18 protein-coding genes and 1 pseudogene are annotated in these 18,300 nt (G+C 65.1%); 15 read left to right on the top strand and 4 right to left on the bottom strand.

Annotated elements, in window-relative coordinates; translation table 11 throughout:
- Positions 1 to 48 precede the first annotated feature (48 nt).
- The 4 genes from AC07RV_RS18785 to AC07RV_RS18770 all read left to right on the top strand — a co-directional run bounded on the left by AC07RV_RS18785 (position 49) and on the right by AC07RV_RS18770 (position 4,351).
- A complete protein-coding gene (locus tag AC07RV_RS18785) occupies positions 49 to 846 on the top strand; it encodes a cysteine hydrolase family protein (protein ID WP_019657322.1) in 798 nt (265 codons plus the stop codon).
- Between the two features lie 35 nt (positions 847 to 881).
- A complete protein-coding gene (locus tag AC07RV_RS18780; protein WP_444852447.1) occupies positions 882 to 2,051 on the top strand; it encodes an amidase in 1,170 nt (389 codons plus the stop codon).
- Positions 2,048 to 2,713 (top strand): TetR/AcrR family transcriptional regulator, encoded by a 666-nt coding sequence (locus AC07RV_RS18775; protein ID WP_019657324.1) that lies wholly within the window; start codon positions 2,048 to 2,050, stop codon positions 2,711 to 2,713. The genes AC07RV_RS18780 and AC07RV_RS18775 overlap by 4 nt, the downstream gene beginning before the upstream one ends.
- A gap of 84 nt (positions 2,714 to 2,797) precedes the next feature.
- Entirely contained in the window at positions 2,798 to 4,351 is a 1,554-nt protein-coding gene (locus AC07RV_RS18770; RefSeq protein WP_208509505.1) for a gamma-glutamyltransferase family protein, read from the top strand.
- Positions 4,352 to 4,468: 117 nt separating this feature from the next.
- Here AC07RV_RS18770 and AC07RV_RS18765 read toward each other — a convergent pair.
- From AC07RV_RS18765 to AC07RV_RS18750, 4 genes and pseudogenes are all read right to left on the bottom strand, one after another.
- Positions 4,469 to 4,684: pseudogene (locus AC07RV_RS18765) on the bottom strand (high-potential iron-sulfur protein); the annotation flags it as partial.
- Positions 4,681 to 4,869, bottom strand: coding sequence for a hypothetical protein (locus AC07RV_RS18760; protein WP_208509506.1), 189 nt, complete (start codon positions 4,867 to 4,869; stop codon positions 4,681 to 4,683). The pseudogene AC07RV_RS18765 and the gene AC07RV_RS18760, both read right to left, overlap by 4 nt.
- A gap of 713 nt (positions 4,870 to 5,582) precedes the next feature.
- The gene (locus AC07RV_RS18755; protein WP_444813986.1) at positions 5,583 to 6,608 is read right to left on the bottom strand and encodes an AraC family transcriptional regulator; all 1,026 of its coding nucleotides are present in this window, start codon (positions 6,606 to 6,608) and stop codon (positions 5,583 to 5,585) included.
- Positions 6,609 to 6,652: 44 nt separating this feature from the next.
- Positions 6,653 to 7,897 carry an MFS transporter gene (locus AC07RV_RS18750; protein WP_208509508.1) on the bottom strand — a complete coding sequence of 415 codons (1,245 nt, stop codon included), beginning with the start codon at positions 7,895 to 7,897 and terminating at the stop codon, positions 6,653 to 6,655.
- Positions 7,898 to 8,379: 482 nt separating this feature from the next.
- Between AC07RV_RS18750 and AC07RV_RS18745 the strand changes: the two genes are divergently transcribed.
- The 11 genes from AC07RV_RS18745 (at position 8,380) to AC07RV_RS18695 (ending at position 18,188) form a co-directional block, all read left to right on the top strand.
- The gene (locus AC07RV_RS18745; RefSeq protein WP_444813985.1) at positions 8,380 to 9,297 is read left to right on the top strand and encodes a polysaccharide deacetylase family protein; all 918 of its coding nucleotides are present in this window, start codon (positions 8,380 to 8,382) and stop codon (positions 9,295 to 9,297) included.
- On the top strand, positions 9,294 to 10,103 hold the full coding sequence (locus tag AC07RV_RS18740) for an alpha/beta fold hydrolase (protein WP_208509511.1): 810 nt from the start codon (positions 9,294 to 9,296) through the stop codon (positions 10,101 to 10,103). Before AC07RV_RS18745 ends, AC07RV_RS18740 begins: the two co-directional genes overlap by 4 nt.
- A 70-nt stretch (positions 10,104 to 10,173) precedes the next feature.
- Positions 10,174 to 11,289, top strand: coding sequence for an NADH:flavin oxidoreductase/NADH oxidase (locus AC07RV_RS18735; protein WP_208509512.1), 1,116 nt, complete (start codon positions 10,174 to 10,176; stop codon positions 11,287 to 11,289).
- Positions 11,290 to 11,337: 48 nt separating this feature from the next.
- Positions 11,338 to 11,751: a carboxymuconolactone decarboxylase family protein gene (locus tag AC07RV_RS18730; RefSeq protein WP_208509513.1), complete on the top strand. Its 414-nt coding sequence runs from the start codon at positions 11,338 to 11,340 to the stop codon at positions 11,749 to 11,751.
- A complete protein-coding gene (locus AC07RV_RS18725) occupies positions 11,748 to 12,611 on the top strand; it encodes an NAD(P)-dependent oxidoreductase (RefSeq protein ID WP_444813984.1) in 864 nt (287 codons plus the stop codon). The genes AC07RV_RS18730 and AC07RV_RS18725 overlap by 4 nt, the downstream gene beginning before the upstream one ends.
- An 80-nt stretch (positions 12,612 to 12,691) precedes the next feature.
- On the top strand, positions 12,692 to 14,188 hold the full coding sequence (locus tag AC07RV_RS18720) for a M81 family metallopeptidase (RefSeq protein WP_444813983.1): 1,497 nt from the start codon (positions 12,692 to 12,694) through the stop codon (positions 14,186 to 14,188).
- A gap of 6 nt (positions 14,189 to 14,194) precedes the next feature.
- The gene (locus AC07RV_RS18715) at positions 14,195 to 14,521 is read left to right on the top strand and encodes a LysR family transcriptional regulator (protein ID WP_444813982.1); all 327 of its coding nucleotides are present in this window, start codon (positions 14,195 to 14,197) and stop codon (positions 14,519 to 14,521) included.
- Positions 14,522 to 14,564: 43 nt separating this feature from the next.
- Positions 14,565 to 14,834: a LysR substrate-binding domain-containing protein gene (locus AC07RV_RS18710; protein WP_444813981.1), complete on the top strand. Its 270-nt coding sequence runs from the start codon at positions 14,565 to 14,567 to the stop codon at positions 14,832 to 14,834.
- Between the two features lie 1,244 nt (positions 14,835 to 16,078).
- Complete coding sequence (locus AC07RV_RS18705; protein ID WP_444813979.1) at positions 16,079 to 17,119, top strand: helix-turn-helix transcriptional regulator; 1,041 nt, start codon at positions 16,079 to 16,081, stop codon at positions 17,117 to 17,119.
- A 54-nt stretch (positions 17,120 to 17,173) separates the two neighbouring features.
- Positions 17,174 to 17,599: a hypothetical protein gene (locus AC07RV_RS18700; protein ID WP_431513391.1), complete on the top strand. Its 426-nt coding sequence runs from the start codon at positions 17,174 to 17,176 to the stop codon at positions 17,597 to 17,599.
- Between the two features lie 16 nt (positions 17,600 to 17,615).
- A complete protein-coding gene (locus AC07RV_RS18695; RefSeq protein ID WP_444813978.1) occupies positions 17,616 to 18,188 on the top strand; it encodes a LuxR C-terminal-related transcriptional regulator in 573 nt (190 codons plus the stop codon).
- The last annotated feature ends 112 nt before the right edge of the window (positions 18,189 to 18,300 follow it).

Raw genomic sequence — 18,300 nt, 5'->3', positions numbered from 1 at the left:
CCAGCCTGCGGCGATGCGCCCTTCGCCCGCACACCACCGGAGCCTTTGATGAAACGCCACCCCTATCTTCCCGATGCCCGGCCCGACGGCGCCCTGGGCCTGGGCCAGCAGTACTACTGGGTCGCCAGCGAGCGCGAGGTCGATATGTCCGTGGAGCCGCCCGCGCCGCTGCGCGCTCGGGTGCAGGCGCAGCCGCAGAACGTGGTGCTCGACCTGCGCCGCACGGCCATCGTCATCATCGACCTGCAGAACGACTTCTGCACCGAGGGCGGATGGGTCGACCACATCGGCGGCAACTATGCGGCGGACCGCACGCCGATCGCCCCGCTGCAGAAGCTGCTGCCCGGGCTGCGCCGCGCCGGCGTGCCGGTCGTCTGGGTCAACTGGGGCAACCGCCCGGACCTGGCCAACATGCCACCCAACCAGATCCATCTGTACAAGAACAGCGGCACGGGCGTCGGCCTGGGCGACCCGCTGCCCGGCGGCAAGGGCCACGTGCTGCAGAAGGACTCGTGGGCCGCGGCCATCGTGGACGAGCTCGCACCGCACGAAGGCGACTTTCTGGTCGACAAGCACCGCATCAGCGGCTTCTGGGACACGCCGCTGGACAGCATCCTGCGCAACCTCGGGGTGCGCAGCATCCTCTTCGCGGGCTGCAACACCGACCAGTGCGTGCTGCACACGCTCACCGACGCCAACTTCCTGGGCTACGGCTGCGTGATGCTGAGCGACTGCTGCGCCACGAGCTCGCCGGACTTCTGCACCGAGGCGACGATCTGGAACGTCAAGAAGTGCTTCGGCTTCGTGACCGACTCGGCCGCCGTGCTCGCGGCGCTGCCCGCCTGATGCACACGGAGACAGCGCACGGATCGGGCGGCTGGATGCCCGGCCCCCGCTGCGAGCGGCCCGCCACCGGCGTCGGCGCGCTGAACGGGGTGCGCCTGGGCGTGAAGGACCTCATCGACATCGCAGGCGCCGTCACCGGCGGCGGTAACCCGGACTGGGCCGCCAGCCACGCGCCGGCCGTGCACGACGCGCCCTGCGTGGCCGCGCTGCGTGACGCAGGCGCGCGGGTCGTCGGCAAGACGATCAGCGACGAACTCGCCTTCAGCCTGGAGGGCGAGAACGCCCACTACGGCGCGCCGCGCCATCCGCGCGACCCCGATCGGCTGCCCGGTGGGTCGTCCAGCGGCAGCGCCGCCGCGGTCGCATGGGCGGAGGTCGACCTGGCGCTGGGCACCGACACGGGCGGCTCGGTGCGCGTACCGGCGGCGTTCTGCGGGGTAGCCGCGATGCGGCCCACGCACGGCCGGATCCCGCTCGACGGGGTCCTGCCCTTCGCACCGAGCTACGACACGGTGGGGTGGTTCGCGCGCGATGCCGACCTGCTGCGCCGCGCCGGGCATGCGCTGCTCGGCACCGAAGCCCGCATCGGCAGCGACCGGCCCGCGCCGCCCCTGCGCCTGTGCGTGGCCACGGACGCGCTGGCGCTGGCGGAGCCCGCGGTGCGCGAGCCGCTGGCCGCGTGGGCCCGCCTGATGCGCATCGACAGCGAGCGCAGCGCCTATGGCGGCAGCGACTGGCGCGACTGGTTCGAAGCCTATGCCGTGCTCCAGGGCCTGGAGATCCAGGCCCACGTCGGCCCGTGGATCCGGCGACAGCGGCCGCGCTTCGGCGCCGCCATCGCGCCGCGCTTCGAGGCGGCGCTGGCGCTCGATGCCGCACAGGGAACGCGCTGGAGCGACTGGCGCGCGCAGGCCGCCGCGCGGCTGGCGCAGAGGATGGGCCCCGACGAGGCGTGGCTGATTCCCGCCGCACCCTGCTTCGCGCTGTCGCGCCGCGCCGATGCGGCTCAGCGCGGCGCCTTCTACGAACGCGCACTGGCGCTCGGCGCAGTGGCCGGCCATGCGGGGCTGCCGCAGGTGGTGTTTGCGCTGCCGGCTGCCGAGGGCCTGCCGCCTTACGCATCCTTCATCTCGGCCAGGGGCAATGACGAACGGCTGCTCGAACTTGCCGCGACACTAGCGCCTGCATTCCCATCCACACCATGAGCAAACTTTCCCCACGGCAGGCGCCAGCCCAGGAGACGATCGCGCGGCGCGACGCCGCACTCACGCGCGCGAAGCTCCTGGAAGCGGCGATCGATGAGTTCTCGAACGAGGGCTACAGCGGCGCGCGCACCGAACGCATCGCACGGCTCGCCGGCACGAACATCCGCATGCTGTACCACTACTTCGGGAGCAAGGACGACCTGTACGTCGCCGTGCTCGAGGCGGTGATGGCCGACCTGCGGCACGAAGAACTCCGGCTGGACCCGGAGGCCGAGGAGCCGCTGACCGGCCTGCTGCACATCGCCGATTTCGTGGACCACCACTTCGCGACGCACCCGCGGCTGCGCAAGCTGCTGGCCTTCGAGAACCTCAACGAGGCGCGGCATCTCGCGCGCTCGAACCGGATCCCGGAGATGTCTTCGCCGGTGATCGCGCTGATCCGCCGCCTGCTGGTGCGCGGGGTGGCGGCAGGCGTCGTGCGCAGTGGCATCGATGCGCTGCACCTGTATGTGGCGATGGTGAGCCTGTCGTACTACGGCCGCGCCCATGCGTTCACGCTGTCACGCATCTTCAACAAGGACCTACAGGCCGCGGCCTGGCAGAAGGCGCACCAGAAGATGACCCGCCAGATGGTGGCGGCCTTCCTGACGCAGGCGCCATGAACGAACTTCCGCATGACTGCTTCCATGTCTGCTGAGCCCACACACCAGCCCGCCGCACCTGCTTCGGGCACCTCCCGGCGAGGCATGGTGACGAGCCCCCATCCGCTGGCCAGTGCGGCGGGCCTGGAGGTGCTGGCCGATGGCGGCAATGCCATCGAGGCCGCCATCGCCATGGCGGCCGTGTTGTGCGTCGTATGCCCGCACTTCACCGGGCTCGGAGGCGACGGTTTCTGGCTCATCGCGCAGCCCGGTGCGCCCGTGCGCGGCATCTCCGGCGTCGGGCAGGCCGCCGCAGCGCTCCCGCCGCTGTCGGGGCCAGTCCCGCTGCGCGGCGGCGCGTCGGCATTGACCACGGCCGCGGCGGTGGACAGCTGGGCCCGGGCCTTCGACATCTCGGCGCGCGACTGGCAGGGCCGCCAGCGCTGGGCGTCGCTGCTGTCTCGCGCGATCGAGCATGCGCAGGAGGGCTTCGCCGTGTCGGCCTCGCAGCGCTTCTGGCACGAGATGCGGGCCGCGGAGGCGCAGCACTGGCACGGCTTCGACGCGGCGTTTCCCGTCGGGCCTTCGCACCAGCACCAGCACCAGCACCAGCGCCAGCCCGGGCTGGCGCACACGCTGTCGCGGCTCGCGGCGCAGGGCCCGCGCGAGTTCTACGAAGGCGAAGTCGCGCACCGCCTCGCGGCCGGCCTGCAGGCCGCGGGTTCGCCGCTCACGCTGGACGACATGCGCAGCACCCGCGCTCGGGAAGTGACGCCGCTGGCCGTGCCCTACCGCGGCGGCACGCTGCTGAGCCTGCCGCCGCCGACGCAGGGCTTCGCCACGCTGGAAGCCATGGCCATCCTCGGCGAGCAGGATTTCTCGGGCATCGCCGAAGGCAGCGCCGAGCACTTCCACCGGATGGTCGAGGCGATCAAGCTGGCCTTCGTCGACCGCGACCGCTTCCTGGCCGACCCCGATTTCACCGAGGTGCCCGTGCAGCGGCTGCTCGACGCCGCCTACATCCAACAGCAGGCGGCGCGGGCGCAGGCCGGCGCACGGGCGATGCCCTGGCCCCAGCGATTCCGCCACGGCGACACCGTGTTCTTCGCGGCCGCGGACGCCTCCGGCCGCGGTGCGGGCGTGCTCCAGAGCATCTACTACGACTGGGGCAGCGGTGTCGTGGCCGGCGACACCGGTGTGCTGTGGCACAACCGCGGCGCGGCCTTCCACCACGATGCGAACCATCCCAACGGGCTGCGCGGCGGCAAGCGGCCCTTCCATACGCTGAACCCCGTCGCTTTCATGCGCGACGGTCGGCCCGAGCTGCTGCTGGGCACGCAGGGCGCGGACGGGCAGCCGCAGACCCTGGTGGCGCTGCTCACCCGGCTGATCGACTTCGGCCTGGACCCCGCGCAGGCACTGGCAAGGCCGCGCTTCCTGCTCGGACGGACCTTCTCCGACAGCCGCGACAGCCTGAAGCTGGAGCAGGACGTGGGCCCCGAGGTGATGGCATCGTTGACCGCGCGCGGCCACGAGGTCGCGCCCATCGCCGCGCACAGCCCACTGGCAGGGCTGCCCGGCGTGATCCGCTTCGAAGCCGACGGCAGCCTGGGGGGCGCGCACGACCCTCGCGGTGATGGGGTCGCACTGGGTCTTTGAATGCCGGGCTGCCGGCAGCCCGGCCCTCAGGCCTTCTTCGCCCAGGCGCTGCACCACCCCCCTGGCGTTGACCTGCTTGCCGGAGAACAGCGCGCAGTTGCCCTGCGGTTCGGTCGGCTTCGATTGCCACAGTGCGCAGCCGTTGCACAGCTGGGCGTTGACTTGCTTCGGGGATTTCTTCGTATCGGCCCTGGCCGAATCTGCGACATAGCCGAGCGCCACGGCTTGCGGCTCTCTCTCGCCGAGCTGGGCCTGCGCGAACGCATCGGAGGCGCAGGCGGCAGCGCCCGTCGCGGCGAGGGTCAGGATGAAGATGCGGCGGCTGGACGTCATCGCAAGGCCCCTGCAACACCGATCAACAACAACGCCCGGTCGCGCGTCGCGTTCAAGGGCTTCTGTCGGTTGACCAGAACCAACATCTCCAGAAGGTCTGCCTTCACTAGCGCCTTCACGCGACGCGGTACCACGCCGAAGGTGCGCCGGATGCCCTTCATGGTGCGCTTGATCAGCCAGTCCATGCCGGGCGATTTCAGTCCCCGCTCAGTGTGTGCCTGATGAATGGCAAATCAACAGCTGACCTCCACTGCCGGTCGGTTGCCTAAGACAGCAACATCCGATTGGCTCGCGATCGATGAGCACGATGATCGAGGCTTGGCACTAGTACGCAGAGCCGGGATGTTCGTGGTTGGCGAAGTGGCCGAGCAACGCACGGTTGTGAAAATCAGCTTGGTGCAGTCAGCAAACATGCACAGCCGCGAGCCTTGGGTCTACCTGTGCGATGTTCTGCAGCGGCTGCCGACGCAACGGGCTCCGGCAGCCTGCGTAATGTTGAGTCAATGCGCCTGCCTAGCATGAGGCCGACGCGTAACTCTCCAGGCCTTGGAGTTCCGCACCTAACGGTTTGCCGCGCCACGCCGTGTCCTCTCCGTCGCTTCGCAGACTCCGCCACCCATCGATACCCCCTGGACTTGTCATGCCACCTCTCTCACCATCGCAAACATGGTCGATCGCGCCCAAGGCAAGGTTGATCCCCGCCGCCACTCATCGGCTCGAACTCATCGAGGCCCTGCGTGGCTTTGCGCTGTTCGGCGTGCTGCTGGTGAACCTGCGCAGTTTCTCGCTCTTCGAATTCATGGGCAGCGCCGACGGCGCCCTGCTGCCGACGGCCGAGCGCCGCGATGGACCGTTTTCTCGCGCGTTGCAGCCGATGCGGCTCCTGCCCCGCAGACTCCTAGGCATCGCCCGCGGCGTTGCACGCCCGCCACCGGGATGCGGTACAGCCGAAGGACTGCTGGAACCAGCGGCTGAAAGTGCTGAGGCTCTCGAAGCCGGTCTCGTCCGCGATCATCGACAGTGGTGAGTCGGAGCCGGCCAGGGCGCGGCAGGCGACCTCCATCCGGATGCGTTGCAGGATGCCGGAGAACGTCTCCCCATCGTTCGCCAGCCTGCGGCTCAAGGTCCGGCGATCGATCTGGAAGTAGTCGGCCACGGACTGCGAATCGCAGTTCCCATCGTCGAGCAGGGTCCGCAGCAGACGCTCGACCCGCGTCGAGAATCCGCCCGGCGAGCGCTTGATCAGAGGCTCGAGCTGCTGCCGCGCGAGCTTTCGCAGGAAGGGCGCCGATGTGACGGGCCGCCGTTGCAACACGCTTCGGTTGAGCACCAATCCGGATATGAGCTGCCTGAACTGGACCGGGCATTTGAAGAAGCGCTCGACCGTCGGCATTCTTTGAGGCTTGGCGAACGAAAAGGACACCAGGTCCGGCTGAAAGGCCTCCCCGATCAGCCATCGAATCTGCATGGTGATTCCCACCAGGCAGAACTGGGTGGCCTGGAAGGACTCCTCCCTGGTCCGGGCCTGGAGCTCCGTGACGATCAGCGGCGACTGGAATCGCTGGTCCAGCTGGATCAGCGTTCCATCGGCATGCAAGGCAAGGTGCGTGGTGTAGAAATGGATGGCCTCTTCCACCGTTTCCGCCTCGCGCATCAGCAGGCTGACCGCCCCCAGGTTGGGCACGCCACGCTCGATGGCGGCGCGCATGCCGAAGTCGGGACAGTTCCCCAGTCGAGCCGACTCGGACAGCAGGCGCCAGAAGGAATCCAGCGAGATCTGCGTCTCGAGATCGTCCATGCAGGAAGGGTCTAATCCCACACGGCACAGCATCCGTTCGGGATCGAGCCCCGCCGCGCGAGCCGCCTCGAAGTAACCGATGAGCGTCGCGCTCCGGATCGATCTGGGTGCTGGCTTCCCTCTCATGGGCTGCGATCTCCAATGGACATGGGCAGAAGGCTCGTGCGTGCCTACTTCAGCGTCTCGAATGCGGTTTCCCTGATCGCGAACGTGAAGAGGGCCGAAAGTATCGCGCCGAAGATCAGGTAGTAGACCGGTGCGATCGGGTTCTGGAACGTCTGGATCAACCACACCGCGATGAATGGCGCGAAGCCGCCGAACACCGAAGCGGTCAACCCGTAGCCTATGCTCATCCAGGTCGTCCGGTTGCGCGTGGGAAACATCTCCACGATGGTCGTGGGCTGCACCCCATAGATCGACGCGAGGATGATCGCGAAGATGCACTGGACCAGGACGACGTCCTTCAAGGTCGCCGATTCGAGTGCGAGAAGATGACCAAAGGCCGGATAGGCCACCAGAAGAACGGCCGCGCACGAGAACAGCAGCACCTTCTTCCTGCCGATCAGGTCGGAGAGAAGACCGAAGCAGGGCGTGAGCACGAAAACGCAGACAAGGCCGACGGTGTTGGCCCACAGCGCATCGGCCATGGACAGCTTCAGGTTCGTCGTGACCCATGTCGGCATGTACAGCAACATCACATAGAAGCTGATGTTGGAGAGCACGGAGACACCACCGGCCTTGATCGCCAGCTTGCAACCTTCCTTGTCCTCGAGCATGGGAATGGGCGCCACGCGTTCAGCCACGGCCTTCTCGAACGCCGGTGTTTCGGCCACCGCGCGCCGCATCCACAGAGCGACGGGCCCGATCAGGCAACCGATGACGAAGGGCACTCTCCAGCCCCAATCCGCCATCTCCTGCGCGCTCAGCACCGAGTTGACGAGCGCAGCCACGCCCGACCCCAGCAGGAACCCGCCGATCACGCCGAACACATGCAGGCTGCCGAACAGCCCCCGCCGGCGCTCCGGCGACCATTCGACGATGTAGCTGACCGATCCACCCCACTCTCCGCCGGCCGAGAAGCCTTGAAGCAGGCGCGCGACCACGAGCAGGGCCGGGGCAATGACCCCCGCCGTCGCGTAGGTCGGCAGGATCGCGAGCAGCAGCGTGCCTGCCGTCATCAGGTACATCGTGAGCAGCAATGCGCTCCTTCGGCCACGCACATCGCCGATGCGGCCGATCACGAGGCTGCCGAGGGGACGTGCCAGAAAGCCGACGCCAAACACCGCGAACGAACTCAACAGCGCCGTTGCGGGCGCCGAGGTCGGAAAGAAGTTCTTGGCGATGTATGCCGCGATGAAAGCGTAGACGGCGAAGTCATACCACTCCAGAACGTTTCCCATCAGCGGCGCGGCCACTGCTCTGAACCTCGCCAGCCTGGAGCGGGGCCCTTTTGCGGGAAGCGAATGCCCTGGCGCGGCAACTGCGATGAAGGGGGGCGTGGACATCTTGTCTTTCCGCCAGATTGAATCTGGTCATGCTTGTGGTGGGTCGGGACGAGCGCCTCTTGCAAGGCGGTCGCCGTCTCTTGTCTCGACATCGAAGCGGCCGATCGGCCGATCGACAGCAGCGAGATTGCTCGCTTTGCCAGCTTTCGATTGACCTTTTGGGGCGTCGATTTTGCTGAATGGGGCATGTTCGGGGAACCTTCGATCCGCGGCGCCGTGCGATCGCATGCCGCATCCACCGCCATCCCCAGCGAGATCGGCTCGTTGTTGGCGAAGAAGAAGCGCCATGCCCCAAAGCGCACATTCGCCGCCTCAAATGGCCAAGCACCGCCGGTGCGACTGGCTACCTTCCGTGTATCCCCCCAGCAGCGTCACACGCAAAGGAAGCAGATATGCCGATCGATCAGGAAGAGATGCAGCCATGGCAATGGCCGGAAGAGGAATGGCGCCGCCGCGTTTATCGCGTGCGCGCCGGCCGGCGCCTTCGCCCCCGCGCATGGAAAGACGGTGCCAGGTTCGCCGTGGCGCTGGCATTCGATTCCGATCACGAGACCAACGAACTGCGCGACGGCGCCAAGTCGGTCAACCGCCTGGCGTGGGGCCAGTATGGCAATCGTGTCGGCGTGCCGCGCATCCTGTCGATGCTCGAACGGCATGGCGTCCCCGCGAGCTTCTATGTGCCGGCCGTCAGCGCGCTCCTCTATCCGGACGAGCAGCGAACCATCGTGAAAGCGGGACACGAGATCGGCGTGCACGGCTGGATCCACGAGCTCAATTCCGGCCTTGCCTTGCCGGACGAGCGTGATCTGATTCAGCGCTCGCTCGATGCCCTCGAGCGCATCACGGGCGTTCGGCCCACGGGCTACCGCTCGCCATCGGGAGACTTCTCCCCGAACACGCTGCAGTTGCTGCGCGAGCTCGGGTTCGCCTACGACTCGTCGATGGCCGCGGACGACGATTGCTACGAACTCATGATGGACGGCGAACCGACCGGCCTGGTCGAGCTGCCGTTCGATTGGGTGCGCGACGACGCGGTCTACTTTCTGATGCATCGCTTCCAGGGCCTGCGTCCGTACACCCCGCCCTCGGATGTCTTCGACATCTTCAGGCGAGAACTCGAGGGAGCGCACGCCGAAGGCGGCCTCTTCGAACTCACCATGCACCCGCACGTGATCACCAACCGTTCCCGGCTCTGGATCGTGGAAGAGATCATCAAGCATGCCAGGACACTTCCCGGCGGCGTGTGGTTCGCCCGGCATGACGAGATCGCACGCTTCGCCTTGGAACACACCCGCACGGAGGTCGAATGACAACCGCTGAATTCGATCCCGCACGGCGCGGCGTGGCCCGGCTCTTCTGCACCGAGTCCGGCGAAGGCTCGAATGTCCTGCTCCTGCACGGATGGACTTGCGACTCCCACGACTGGAGCTGGCAGTTGCCCGCGCTCGAAGCCCGGCATCGGGTCGTCGCCGTGGACCTGCGGGGACACGGCCGGTCCGAAGTACCGGCCTCCGGTGGCTACAGTCCCGACCACTACGTGAGCGACCTGGAATCCTTGATCGCCACGCGCCATGCCGGCCAGACCTTCGTGGTCATCGGCCACTCGATGGGCGCGCAGATCGCGGCGCGGCTTGCCGCGAAGAGACCCGACCTGGTCACCGCCGTGGTGTCGGTCGATGGCGCGCTCGGCTTCTCCCCGGAAGCGGCTGCTTTCTTCCTGAAGACCGCCGAGGCACTGGAGTCCGGAGATCCCGCGACGATAGTGCCGCCTTTCTTCGAAGCAGCCTACCAACCGTCGACCGCGCCCGCGTTCAGGCGATGGCACGCCAGACGCGTGCAAGGAATGGCCGCGCATGTCATCCGGGAGTCGTTCGCGCCGCTCTTCTTCGGCGCGGGCCAGGTCGGCGCAGGCGATGCGAGCGAAATCTTTCTGCGCGGTATACGACAGCCTTTCTTTCACCTCTGCCGAGACCCCGAGCAGGGATCGCGCATGAGCTCTTGGTTCTCGAACCCCAGGTCCAGGGTCGAGACCTGGCCGGAGGTCGGCCACTGGATCATGCAGGACCGCCCGGACGCCTTGAACGCCGCAATCACCGACTGGATCGCCGCGCTCTAGCGGCCTCTCGCCGCGACGGGCGGGTGCTCCGCCTTCTTTTTCTTTGCCCCCTTCCCTACAGAACCCTCTCGTGAGTCATCTTTTTTCTCCTTGGCAGATCGGACAGCTCGATCTGGACAACCGGGTCGTCATCGCGCCCATGGCCCAGTACGCGGCCAGGGATGGCAGCGCCGGCGACTGGCATGCCCTGCATCTGGGCCGGCTCGCGCTGGCGGGCGCGGGCCTCCTGATACTCGAAGCCACCGCGGTGCTGCCGGAGGGCCGCGTCACCCCGGCGGACCTTGGCCTCTACTGCGACGACAACGAAGCAGCGCTGGGCCGCGTGCTCAAGATGGCGCGCGCCTATTCGCCGGTCAAGGTCGCCATCCAGCTGGGACATGGCGGGCGCAAGGCGTCGAGCCAGGTGCCCTGGCAGGGCGGCCAACAGATTCGGTCGAACCAGCCCGAAGGCTGGCGCGGCGTGGCGCCCTCGCCCTTGCCGCACGGGCCCGAAGAAGAAACTCCGATCGAACTGGACGGCCAGGGCATGGCGCGTGTGATCGACGGCTTCGTCGCAGCGGCCCGGCGCGCGGCTCGTCTCGGCATCGATGGCATCGAGATTCACGCGGCGCATGGCTACCTGCTGCATGAGTACCTGTCCCCGCTGTCGAACCACCGCACCGATGCGTACGGGGCCAGCCTGGAGAATCGAATGCGCTTCCCGCTCGAAGTCTTCGATGCCGTGCGCGCCACGTTCCCCAAGGAGCGCCCGGTCTGGGTTCGCGTTTCGGCCACGGACTGGGTCGACGGCGGCTGGAACATCGAATCCACGATTCGATTCGCCCAGGCCCTGAAGGCACGCGGTTGCGCCGCCATTCATGTCTCCACGGGAGGCGTGTCGCCCTTGCAGAAGATCGCGCCCGCCCCGGGCTACCAGGTCGAGTTCGCCGAGAAGATCCGGGCCGAGTCGGGCTTGCCGACCATTGCCGTCGGGCTGATCACCGAGCCCGAACAGGCCGAGGCCATCGTGGCCCAGGGACAGGCCGATGCGGTGGCACTGGGCCGCGGCGTGCTCTACGACCCGCACTGGCCGTGGCATGCGGCGGCCGTCCTCGGTGCCCAGGTCGACGCGCCGCCCCAGTACTGGCGCTCCCAGCCATCGCGCTACAAGGCCCTCTTCCGGGGCGCCCGGATCGGCATGCGCTGACAGGCCGACGCTGCCGCCCCACATCTCCACCTCGACTTGAACCCAACCATGACCCGTCCCTACGCACCCAGAAATCCCGAACTCTTCGACCAAGGGCTCGCCACGCGCCGCGCCGTCCTCGGGGCCGACTATGTCGACACGGCCCTCCAGAACGCCACCGACTTCAACATCGACATGCAGGAGCTGGTCACCCAGTACTGCTGGGGCGATGTCTGGAACCGGCCCGGGCTGGACCGCCGCGCGCGTTCGCTTCTCAACCTCGCGATGATCACGGCGCTCAACAGACCGCACGAGCTGCGACTCCATGTGCGAGGCGCGATCAACAACGGCTTGAGCAGGAGCGAGATCAAGGAGGTCTTCCTGCAAGCGGCCATCTACTGCGGCGTTCCGGCCGCGATCGATTCCTTCCGCGTCGCCGCCGATGTCTTCAAGGAGATGGACAGCTCGGGGCAGCAGCCATGACGCGCGTCGGATTCATTGGCCTCGGCATGATGGGCACCCCGATGGCCCAGCGCCTGCTCGCCGCCGGCTGCTCGCTGACGATCCAGGATGCGAACCCTGCACGGGAAGAGGCCTTGCTCGCGCTGCAGCCCGCCGTTCGACGCGCGGGCGGTCCGGGCGATTTCTCCGGATGTTCCTGCATCTTCACGATGCTCCCCGACTCGGACATCGTCGATCGGGTCGTCCTGGCGTTGCTGCCACACCTCGCACCGGGGTCGACGGTGGTCGACATGAGTTCCGCCGATCCAGCCCGAACACGGCTTCTCGGCGAAAGGCTGAAAGACGCGCACATCGATCTGCTCGACGCACCGGTCTCCGGAGGCGTGAAGAAGGCCACGGTCGGCAAGCTCGCGATCATGGTCGGAGGAGCAGCCGATGTGCTGGCGCGCGTGAAGCCCTTGCTAAAGGCGATGGGCGAAGCCATCACGCACGTGGGCCCGATCGGCGCCGGACATGCCGCCAAGGCGCTGAACAACTACGTGTCGGCCGCCGCGCTCATTGCCACCGCGGAGGCCATCCATGTCGCCGCCGCATTCGGCATCGATCGCGAAGTCCTGGTCGAAGTCCTCGACGCATCGACAGGCAGGAACAACACCACGCAGAACAAGGCGCGCCAGTTCATGCTGAACGGTGCCTTCGACTCGGGGTTCTCGCTGGCCTTGCAGGCCAAGGACGTGGCCATCGCGGCATCGCTCGGGCGCCGGCTGGAGATGCCGATGCGCCTGGCGGAACAGGTCGACGAGATCACCCGGGCCGCGGCCCGGAGCCTGGGGCCGACCGCGGACCACACCGAGCTCTATCGCCATCTGGGCCAGCGATAAGGCCCCTCATGGGCCTCGGATTCATCCTCTCTTCGGACCAACCGGTCCATCCGTCCTCATCGGGAACTTGAAAGAAAGCCATGCGCGTACTGTCAGCAGGGTTCAAGCACGAAACCAACAGCTTTGCCTCTCACCGCGCCGATTGGCCGGCGTTCGAGCGCGGTGACGCGTTCCCGAAGGCCGTTCGTGGCAAGGCGATGCTGGACATGATTTCCTCGGTGGACGTGTCCGCCACCGGTTTCGCGAGCTACGCCAGCAAAAAGGGGTGGGAACTCGTTCCAAGTCTGTGGTGCGGGGCGGTTCCGTCGTCGTACGTGACGGACGACGCCTTCGAGAAGATATGCGAAGCCATCACCGCCGATGCGCGCAAGCTCGATTTCGACGCGATCTATCTCGAACTGCACGGGGCAGCCATGTCCGAGAGCTGCGACGACGCGGAAGGCGAACTGCTCGAGCGGCTGCGCACGATCGTCGGACCGTCGATGCCGATCGTCGCGAGCCTCGATCTCCATGCCAACGTCACGCGCGCCATGCTGGCCCATGCGGATGCTTTGGTCGCCTTTCGGACCTATCCGCACATCGACTACGTCAAGACCGGCGAACGCGCCGCGATCCTGCTCGACCGATTGCTGCTCGGCGGTGGAAGGGAGCCCCAGGCTTCGAGCCGGCTGCCGTTCCTCATCTCGATCAATGTTCAGGGAACGGCAAGCGAGCCGGCCAGGGGGTGCTACAGGCTGATCGAAGAAGTCGATGCGCGTCTTGGCACGGTCTCCAGCTTCTGCATGGGATTTCCGGCCTCGGACTTCGAGGAATGCGGACCGGTCGTGTGGTCCCATGGAGCGCGCGCACAGGAGGCCGTCTCGCTCCTCGTCGATTCGATCGCCGAACCTTCGCAGTGGCGGCTCTCCGCCAGATCGGCGCGCGAGACGGTGGACACGGCATTGACCCGGGCGACGTCGAGCCAACGGGCCATCGTCATCGCGGACACGCAAGACAACCCCGGCGTCGGTGGAACGAGTTCCACGACCGGCGTGCTGCACGCCTTGCTTCAAGCCGGCGCGGGGCGCGCTTTTCCCGAACGGGTGGCGCTGGGCGTGCTCTATGACCCGAAGGCCGCGGCATCCGCTCACCGCGCGGGTGTCGGGAAAACCATCCGATCCACCCTCGGCGAGTCGGTGCACACGCCCACGGGTCCCAGCGAACCGCCTGTCGTCGGCGACTTCAAGGTTCTTGCCCTGTCCGACGGCATCACCACCTTCAAGGGCCCGAAGATGACGGGCTTCCGGACCCGTCTCGGTCCCACCGCATGCCTCGAGGTCGATGGCGTCCTGGTCGTCGTCTCGAGTGCCAGGATCGGCGCTCAGGATCGCGAGCTGTTCCGGATGGTTGGTATCGATCCGGAGACCATGAAGATCATCGTCGTCAAGAGTTCGCACCACTTCCGCGCGGATTTCGAGTGTGTCGTGGAGAGTCCCGAAGAAGACATTCTTTTCGCGATCGCACCGGGCATGTTCCCCATCGATCCGGCCGATCTTCCGTGGAAGAAGTTGGCCGCTGCCACCCGGCTTTCTCCCTGAAGATCGATGGCTGCCACACGCTCGCGCCGGCGCCGAAGGATGGATGGTGCTCCCGTGCGAAGGGGCGGCAGCCCGCGCCCTGGGTTCACGGCTGGCTATCTGAACGCACTCAAGGCCTTCGAGGCCGCGGCGCGCCACCAGAGCTTTTCGGCGGCCGCCGAAGAACTCAGCATCACGCCGGCGGCGGTCGGCCAGCTGGTGCGCAGCCTCGAGTCGTGGCTGGGAGGCCGCTCTTCATCCGGGCGACCAGCGGCACCGCCCGCCTGGTGCTCACCGATGCAGTCCGCCGCGCGCTGCTCGACATTCGCGAGGGCTTCGACCGCCTGGGCCTAGCATTGCGCGGCTGAAAGACGCGTCGCCGAATCTCACGCTCACCGTGACGATCAGTCCGGCATTCGCAGCGAAGTGGCTGCTGCCGCGCATCGATCGGTTCGAGGGCCGATATCCGGAGGTGAATCTGCTGCTGGGCACCAAGACGCGGACCATCGGTTTCCTCGCCGAGCGCATCGACATCGGCGTGCGCTACGGAGGGAGACGCTGGGCGGGGCTTGCGGCCATCAAGCTCATGGACGAGCGCGTCTACCCCGTCTGCTCGCCGGCATTGAAGGGCTTGCGCAAGCCCGCGGATCTGGCGAAATGCAGTTGATCCACGATCTCTTGATGCCCGCACGCTCGAGATTTCCCACCTGGCGCAGCTGGCTTGACGGCACGTCGCTCGATGGGGCACAGACAACGCATGGCGTGCGCAACACTTTTTTTCGCGACTACTGCCCCCCCATGCAAGCAGGATTGATCGTAAGTACGGTTGGCAACAAGAAGGCTGGAAGCCGTTCCTTGTCAGCCTCGTCTTCGACTACACGCCACAGCTTTTGAGGGTGAGTGGCAGCATTTCCGGCGACGAGATTGAACTCTACATTCTGAAGGCGACGCTAAACGGCTCCAGTGGCGCGCGCGACTTCGTCCTGGGCTCCGTCATTCAGTCCAGAAAAACGCCTCGTGGGGACTTCGAGATTTCCATGTTCAGCCCGAACCTGCGACCCAACTATCTCATTGGCTATCTGTCCTCGATCGGTGCGCTTGACGCCGCTTCAATTCGAGCTTCCCTGAGACCGCGGGGATGACGGTTTCGGTCTCCGAGGGCCGGCTAGGCGCCCCCTAGACCCGAGAGTCATCTCTATAACCCGCTCTGGGCGATCAGCATCTGCGATACCTGGAGAGGCACGTCGCTCTTGTGCGCGAACGTCGTTAGCTCGGCCATACGAACGAGTGCCTAGCCAGTTCCTGTGTTGGGCAGTCCATCTCGTTTCAGATTCAGCGCGCAAGTGCTTTCAAGGTGATCTGCCACATTGGCTCGCGGCACGCAACCTCCTAATGGCGGGCGACGACGGCCAATCACGCCACCACGAAGCTCCTCGCTCAGAGCAGACCACCCTCCACTATCTCGTTTTTCAATACTGCAAATCCGCCAACTCGTTTGTGCCGATAAACCTCTCTCAGAACAATCCCGGCGAGAGCTGATTGACCAGCCTAGATGTCCGACATGAAGGCCAGCTCGACCATCGGCATGCCCGCTTCTCGGCACCGATGGTCGATGGTCGATGGCACCCAGTACCGCGATCGGCTTGTGAGTTCGCTTCCGAGTCTGGGTGGAGATCCTGGCTGCTTGCGCCCTGAATCTCCAGAACATTCAACCTGGAAATTCAAAACAAAACTGCTCAACGATCAAAGAGAGAGCAAGAGAAATTAAAGATCTTCAACTCGATTAACAAGTTTTTCGGGCATAGGGCATCTGCCCTATATCGAACAGAAAAGCCATGACGCATAGTTGCGAAAGTCTGGTGTGACAGACAAACAGCGGCGCAAGGCACGCATTAAAAAATCGGGAGAGCCATGAGTCAAGACAACGCTGCCTCAATCGCGGAATTCCTTCTGAAGCTTTATAGCTCAGCGCAAGGAAAAAGCGTTGCCCTCTTCCCCGAGTTCGCCATCGAGGAGCTCAAGCAATTTGTAGATTTTGACATGGCGCTTTTCGGTCTCATTCGCCCAGCGCCCGCAATCCCTGCCGGCGTGCATTGCTCATGGACGCACATACACCGCGAGCCAACCAACATGGTGGAAGAGTGGCTGACCCTCTGCTCCGAAGACCACGTTCTTCAGAACATGATGAAGGAGCTCGGCCGTGTTCGCTCTTATCACGTCCCCACAGTTTTCAGCAAAAGTGAAGATGCCAAGATTCTGGATTTCGCCCTCAGAACCCGCCACATTAATCTTGCCGCCGTGGCGAACAGCTATGGCGCTGAGGGGCTTTGCGGAGCGTTTTCCATCCGTCGCGCCGATACCACCTGGAAGTTCTCCGACGGGGAAAACTCGCTCGTGCAGTTGCTCTCCCCGCACATTTGGGAAGCCATCAGGATCAATCGAACGATCATGGCCGGCAAGGTTCAAGGTCTCGGCTCGGAGCCCGTTCGAGGGCTTTGCGTATCTGACGACAAGGGGACGATAGTTTTTCAGGACAACTCCTTTGAGCGCTTGAGACAAATCATGTTTCGAGACTCAAGCACCTATCGACTACCCGAGGTTCTTGCGAAATCTCTCTTGCACGAAAAAAAGCAAATCCTGGAAGATGGCCGAATGCTCTTTACCTGCAAAAGCGTCGCAAATCTCCGATTCATCACTGCAACCTTGATGTCCAGCCTCCACAAGCTCTCCATTCGAGAGAAAGAGATAGCCAAATTCTTCGGGACCGGACTTACACATGCAGAAATAGCAGACGAGTTAAGAATCTCTGGCTCTACGGTACGACGCCACATAGAAGCCGTCTACAAGAAGCTGGAGATACGAAGTAAGTCCGATCTTTCGTTTCTTATTCATACTTCACAGGACAGGTGTGTTGAGCACGTGTTGTCGGCGTTGGAAGCTGCCGTCATTTGAATGAATTGATCGAAACCCCGAACCAAGAATTCCGATCCACTAAAAAGAAGGCAAATGAAACTTCGAATCCTTGCGCTCTCCCTGATCCTCGTCGCTGCTGCAAACAATTCGTTTGCAAAAGATTGGGAATGGAATTACGAGATGGGCCGCGGCGGCACCAGTCCTGCGAGTGGCACCCAGCGCCCCACCAGCGGCAAGAATGTGGCAGAGCTGGCGCAGCAGAAGGATGGCAGCTACGAGTTCCGTATTCGCGGCAACACGGCGCCTGCCTGCTACAAGAGCTTCAAGACGGCCCAAGTGGAGGAGACGGATTCTGCCCTCACGATCACCCCCGAACCCCTCTTCGGCAACTGTGAGCGTATTCGCCTCGTGGTGAAGAAGGATGGGACTGGCGGGGTTCAACAGCAGCTCATGGGCAAGAAGCCAAATCAAGCTTGGCAGGACGAAGAAGTCCAAGCCTACGACCTGACGGCCAGGTGAAAGACAAGGAGACAGTATGTACGTCGTTCGCGGGAGCATTGATTCGCTTGGCGCCATGCGCGCACTGGGCGACGGTACGATCGTCTACGAATGGGTGCGCTTCAGGACCGTGGGTGATGTGCGCATCTGGCGCAACCGGGAGCGCGGCAACTTCGACGCCAGCGAAATCGATATCCTGAAGTTGGTCGAGCCAGCCATTACCGCAGCCCTGTCGCGCCTTAACTGGCACGACGCTTCGCCGGTCATCGAGCAAAGAGAATCTGCCGAGTCCACGCTGCAGCGCGAAGGGCGTCTCAGCAGGCGCGAGGCTCAGGTCGCCTGGCTGGTGAGCTGCGGCTACCCCGACAAGGAGATTCAAAACCGGCTCGGCCTTGAGTATCCAACCGTTCGCTTCCATCTCAGCAACGCGTTCAAGAAGCTGCGCGTCACGAATCGGGCAACGTTGGTCGGGCGAGTCCGAGCACTTTTGGCGCATCAAGCCCACGGCGGCCTGGAAGCGGCAGATGCATCGCCCGCCACGCATTCAGAAGATGCGCTCACTCCTTCTGCGTTCGCGACCAAAGTCCTCAGGCAGCGTTCTGCACCATAGCCGGCGCCTCCCAACTGAAATCCACGCCGAACGCGGCATCGAGCATGGCGCGGGCCTTTTCATTGTTGACTGGATGGGGCCTGCACCGGATTCGCCAGTCCATGCGTTCGAA

The organism is Variovorax sp. GW821-FHT09B01 (assembly GCF_059418345.1).
This window is presented reverse-complemented; position numbering and strand designations above follow the sequence as displayed.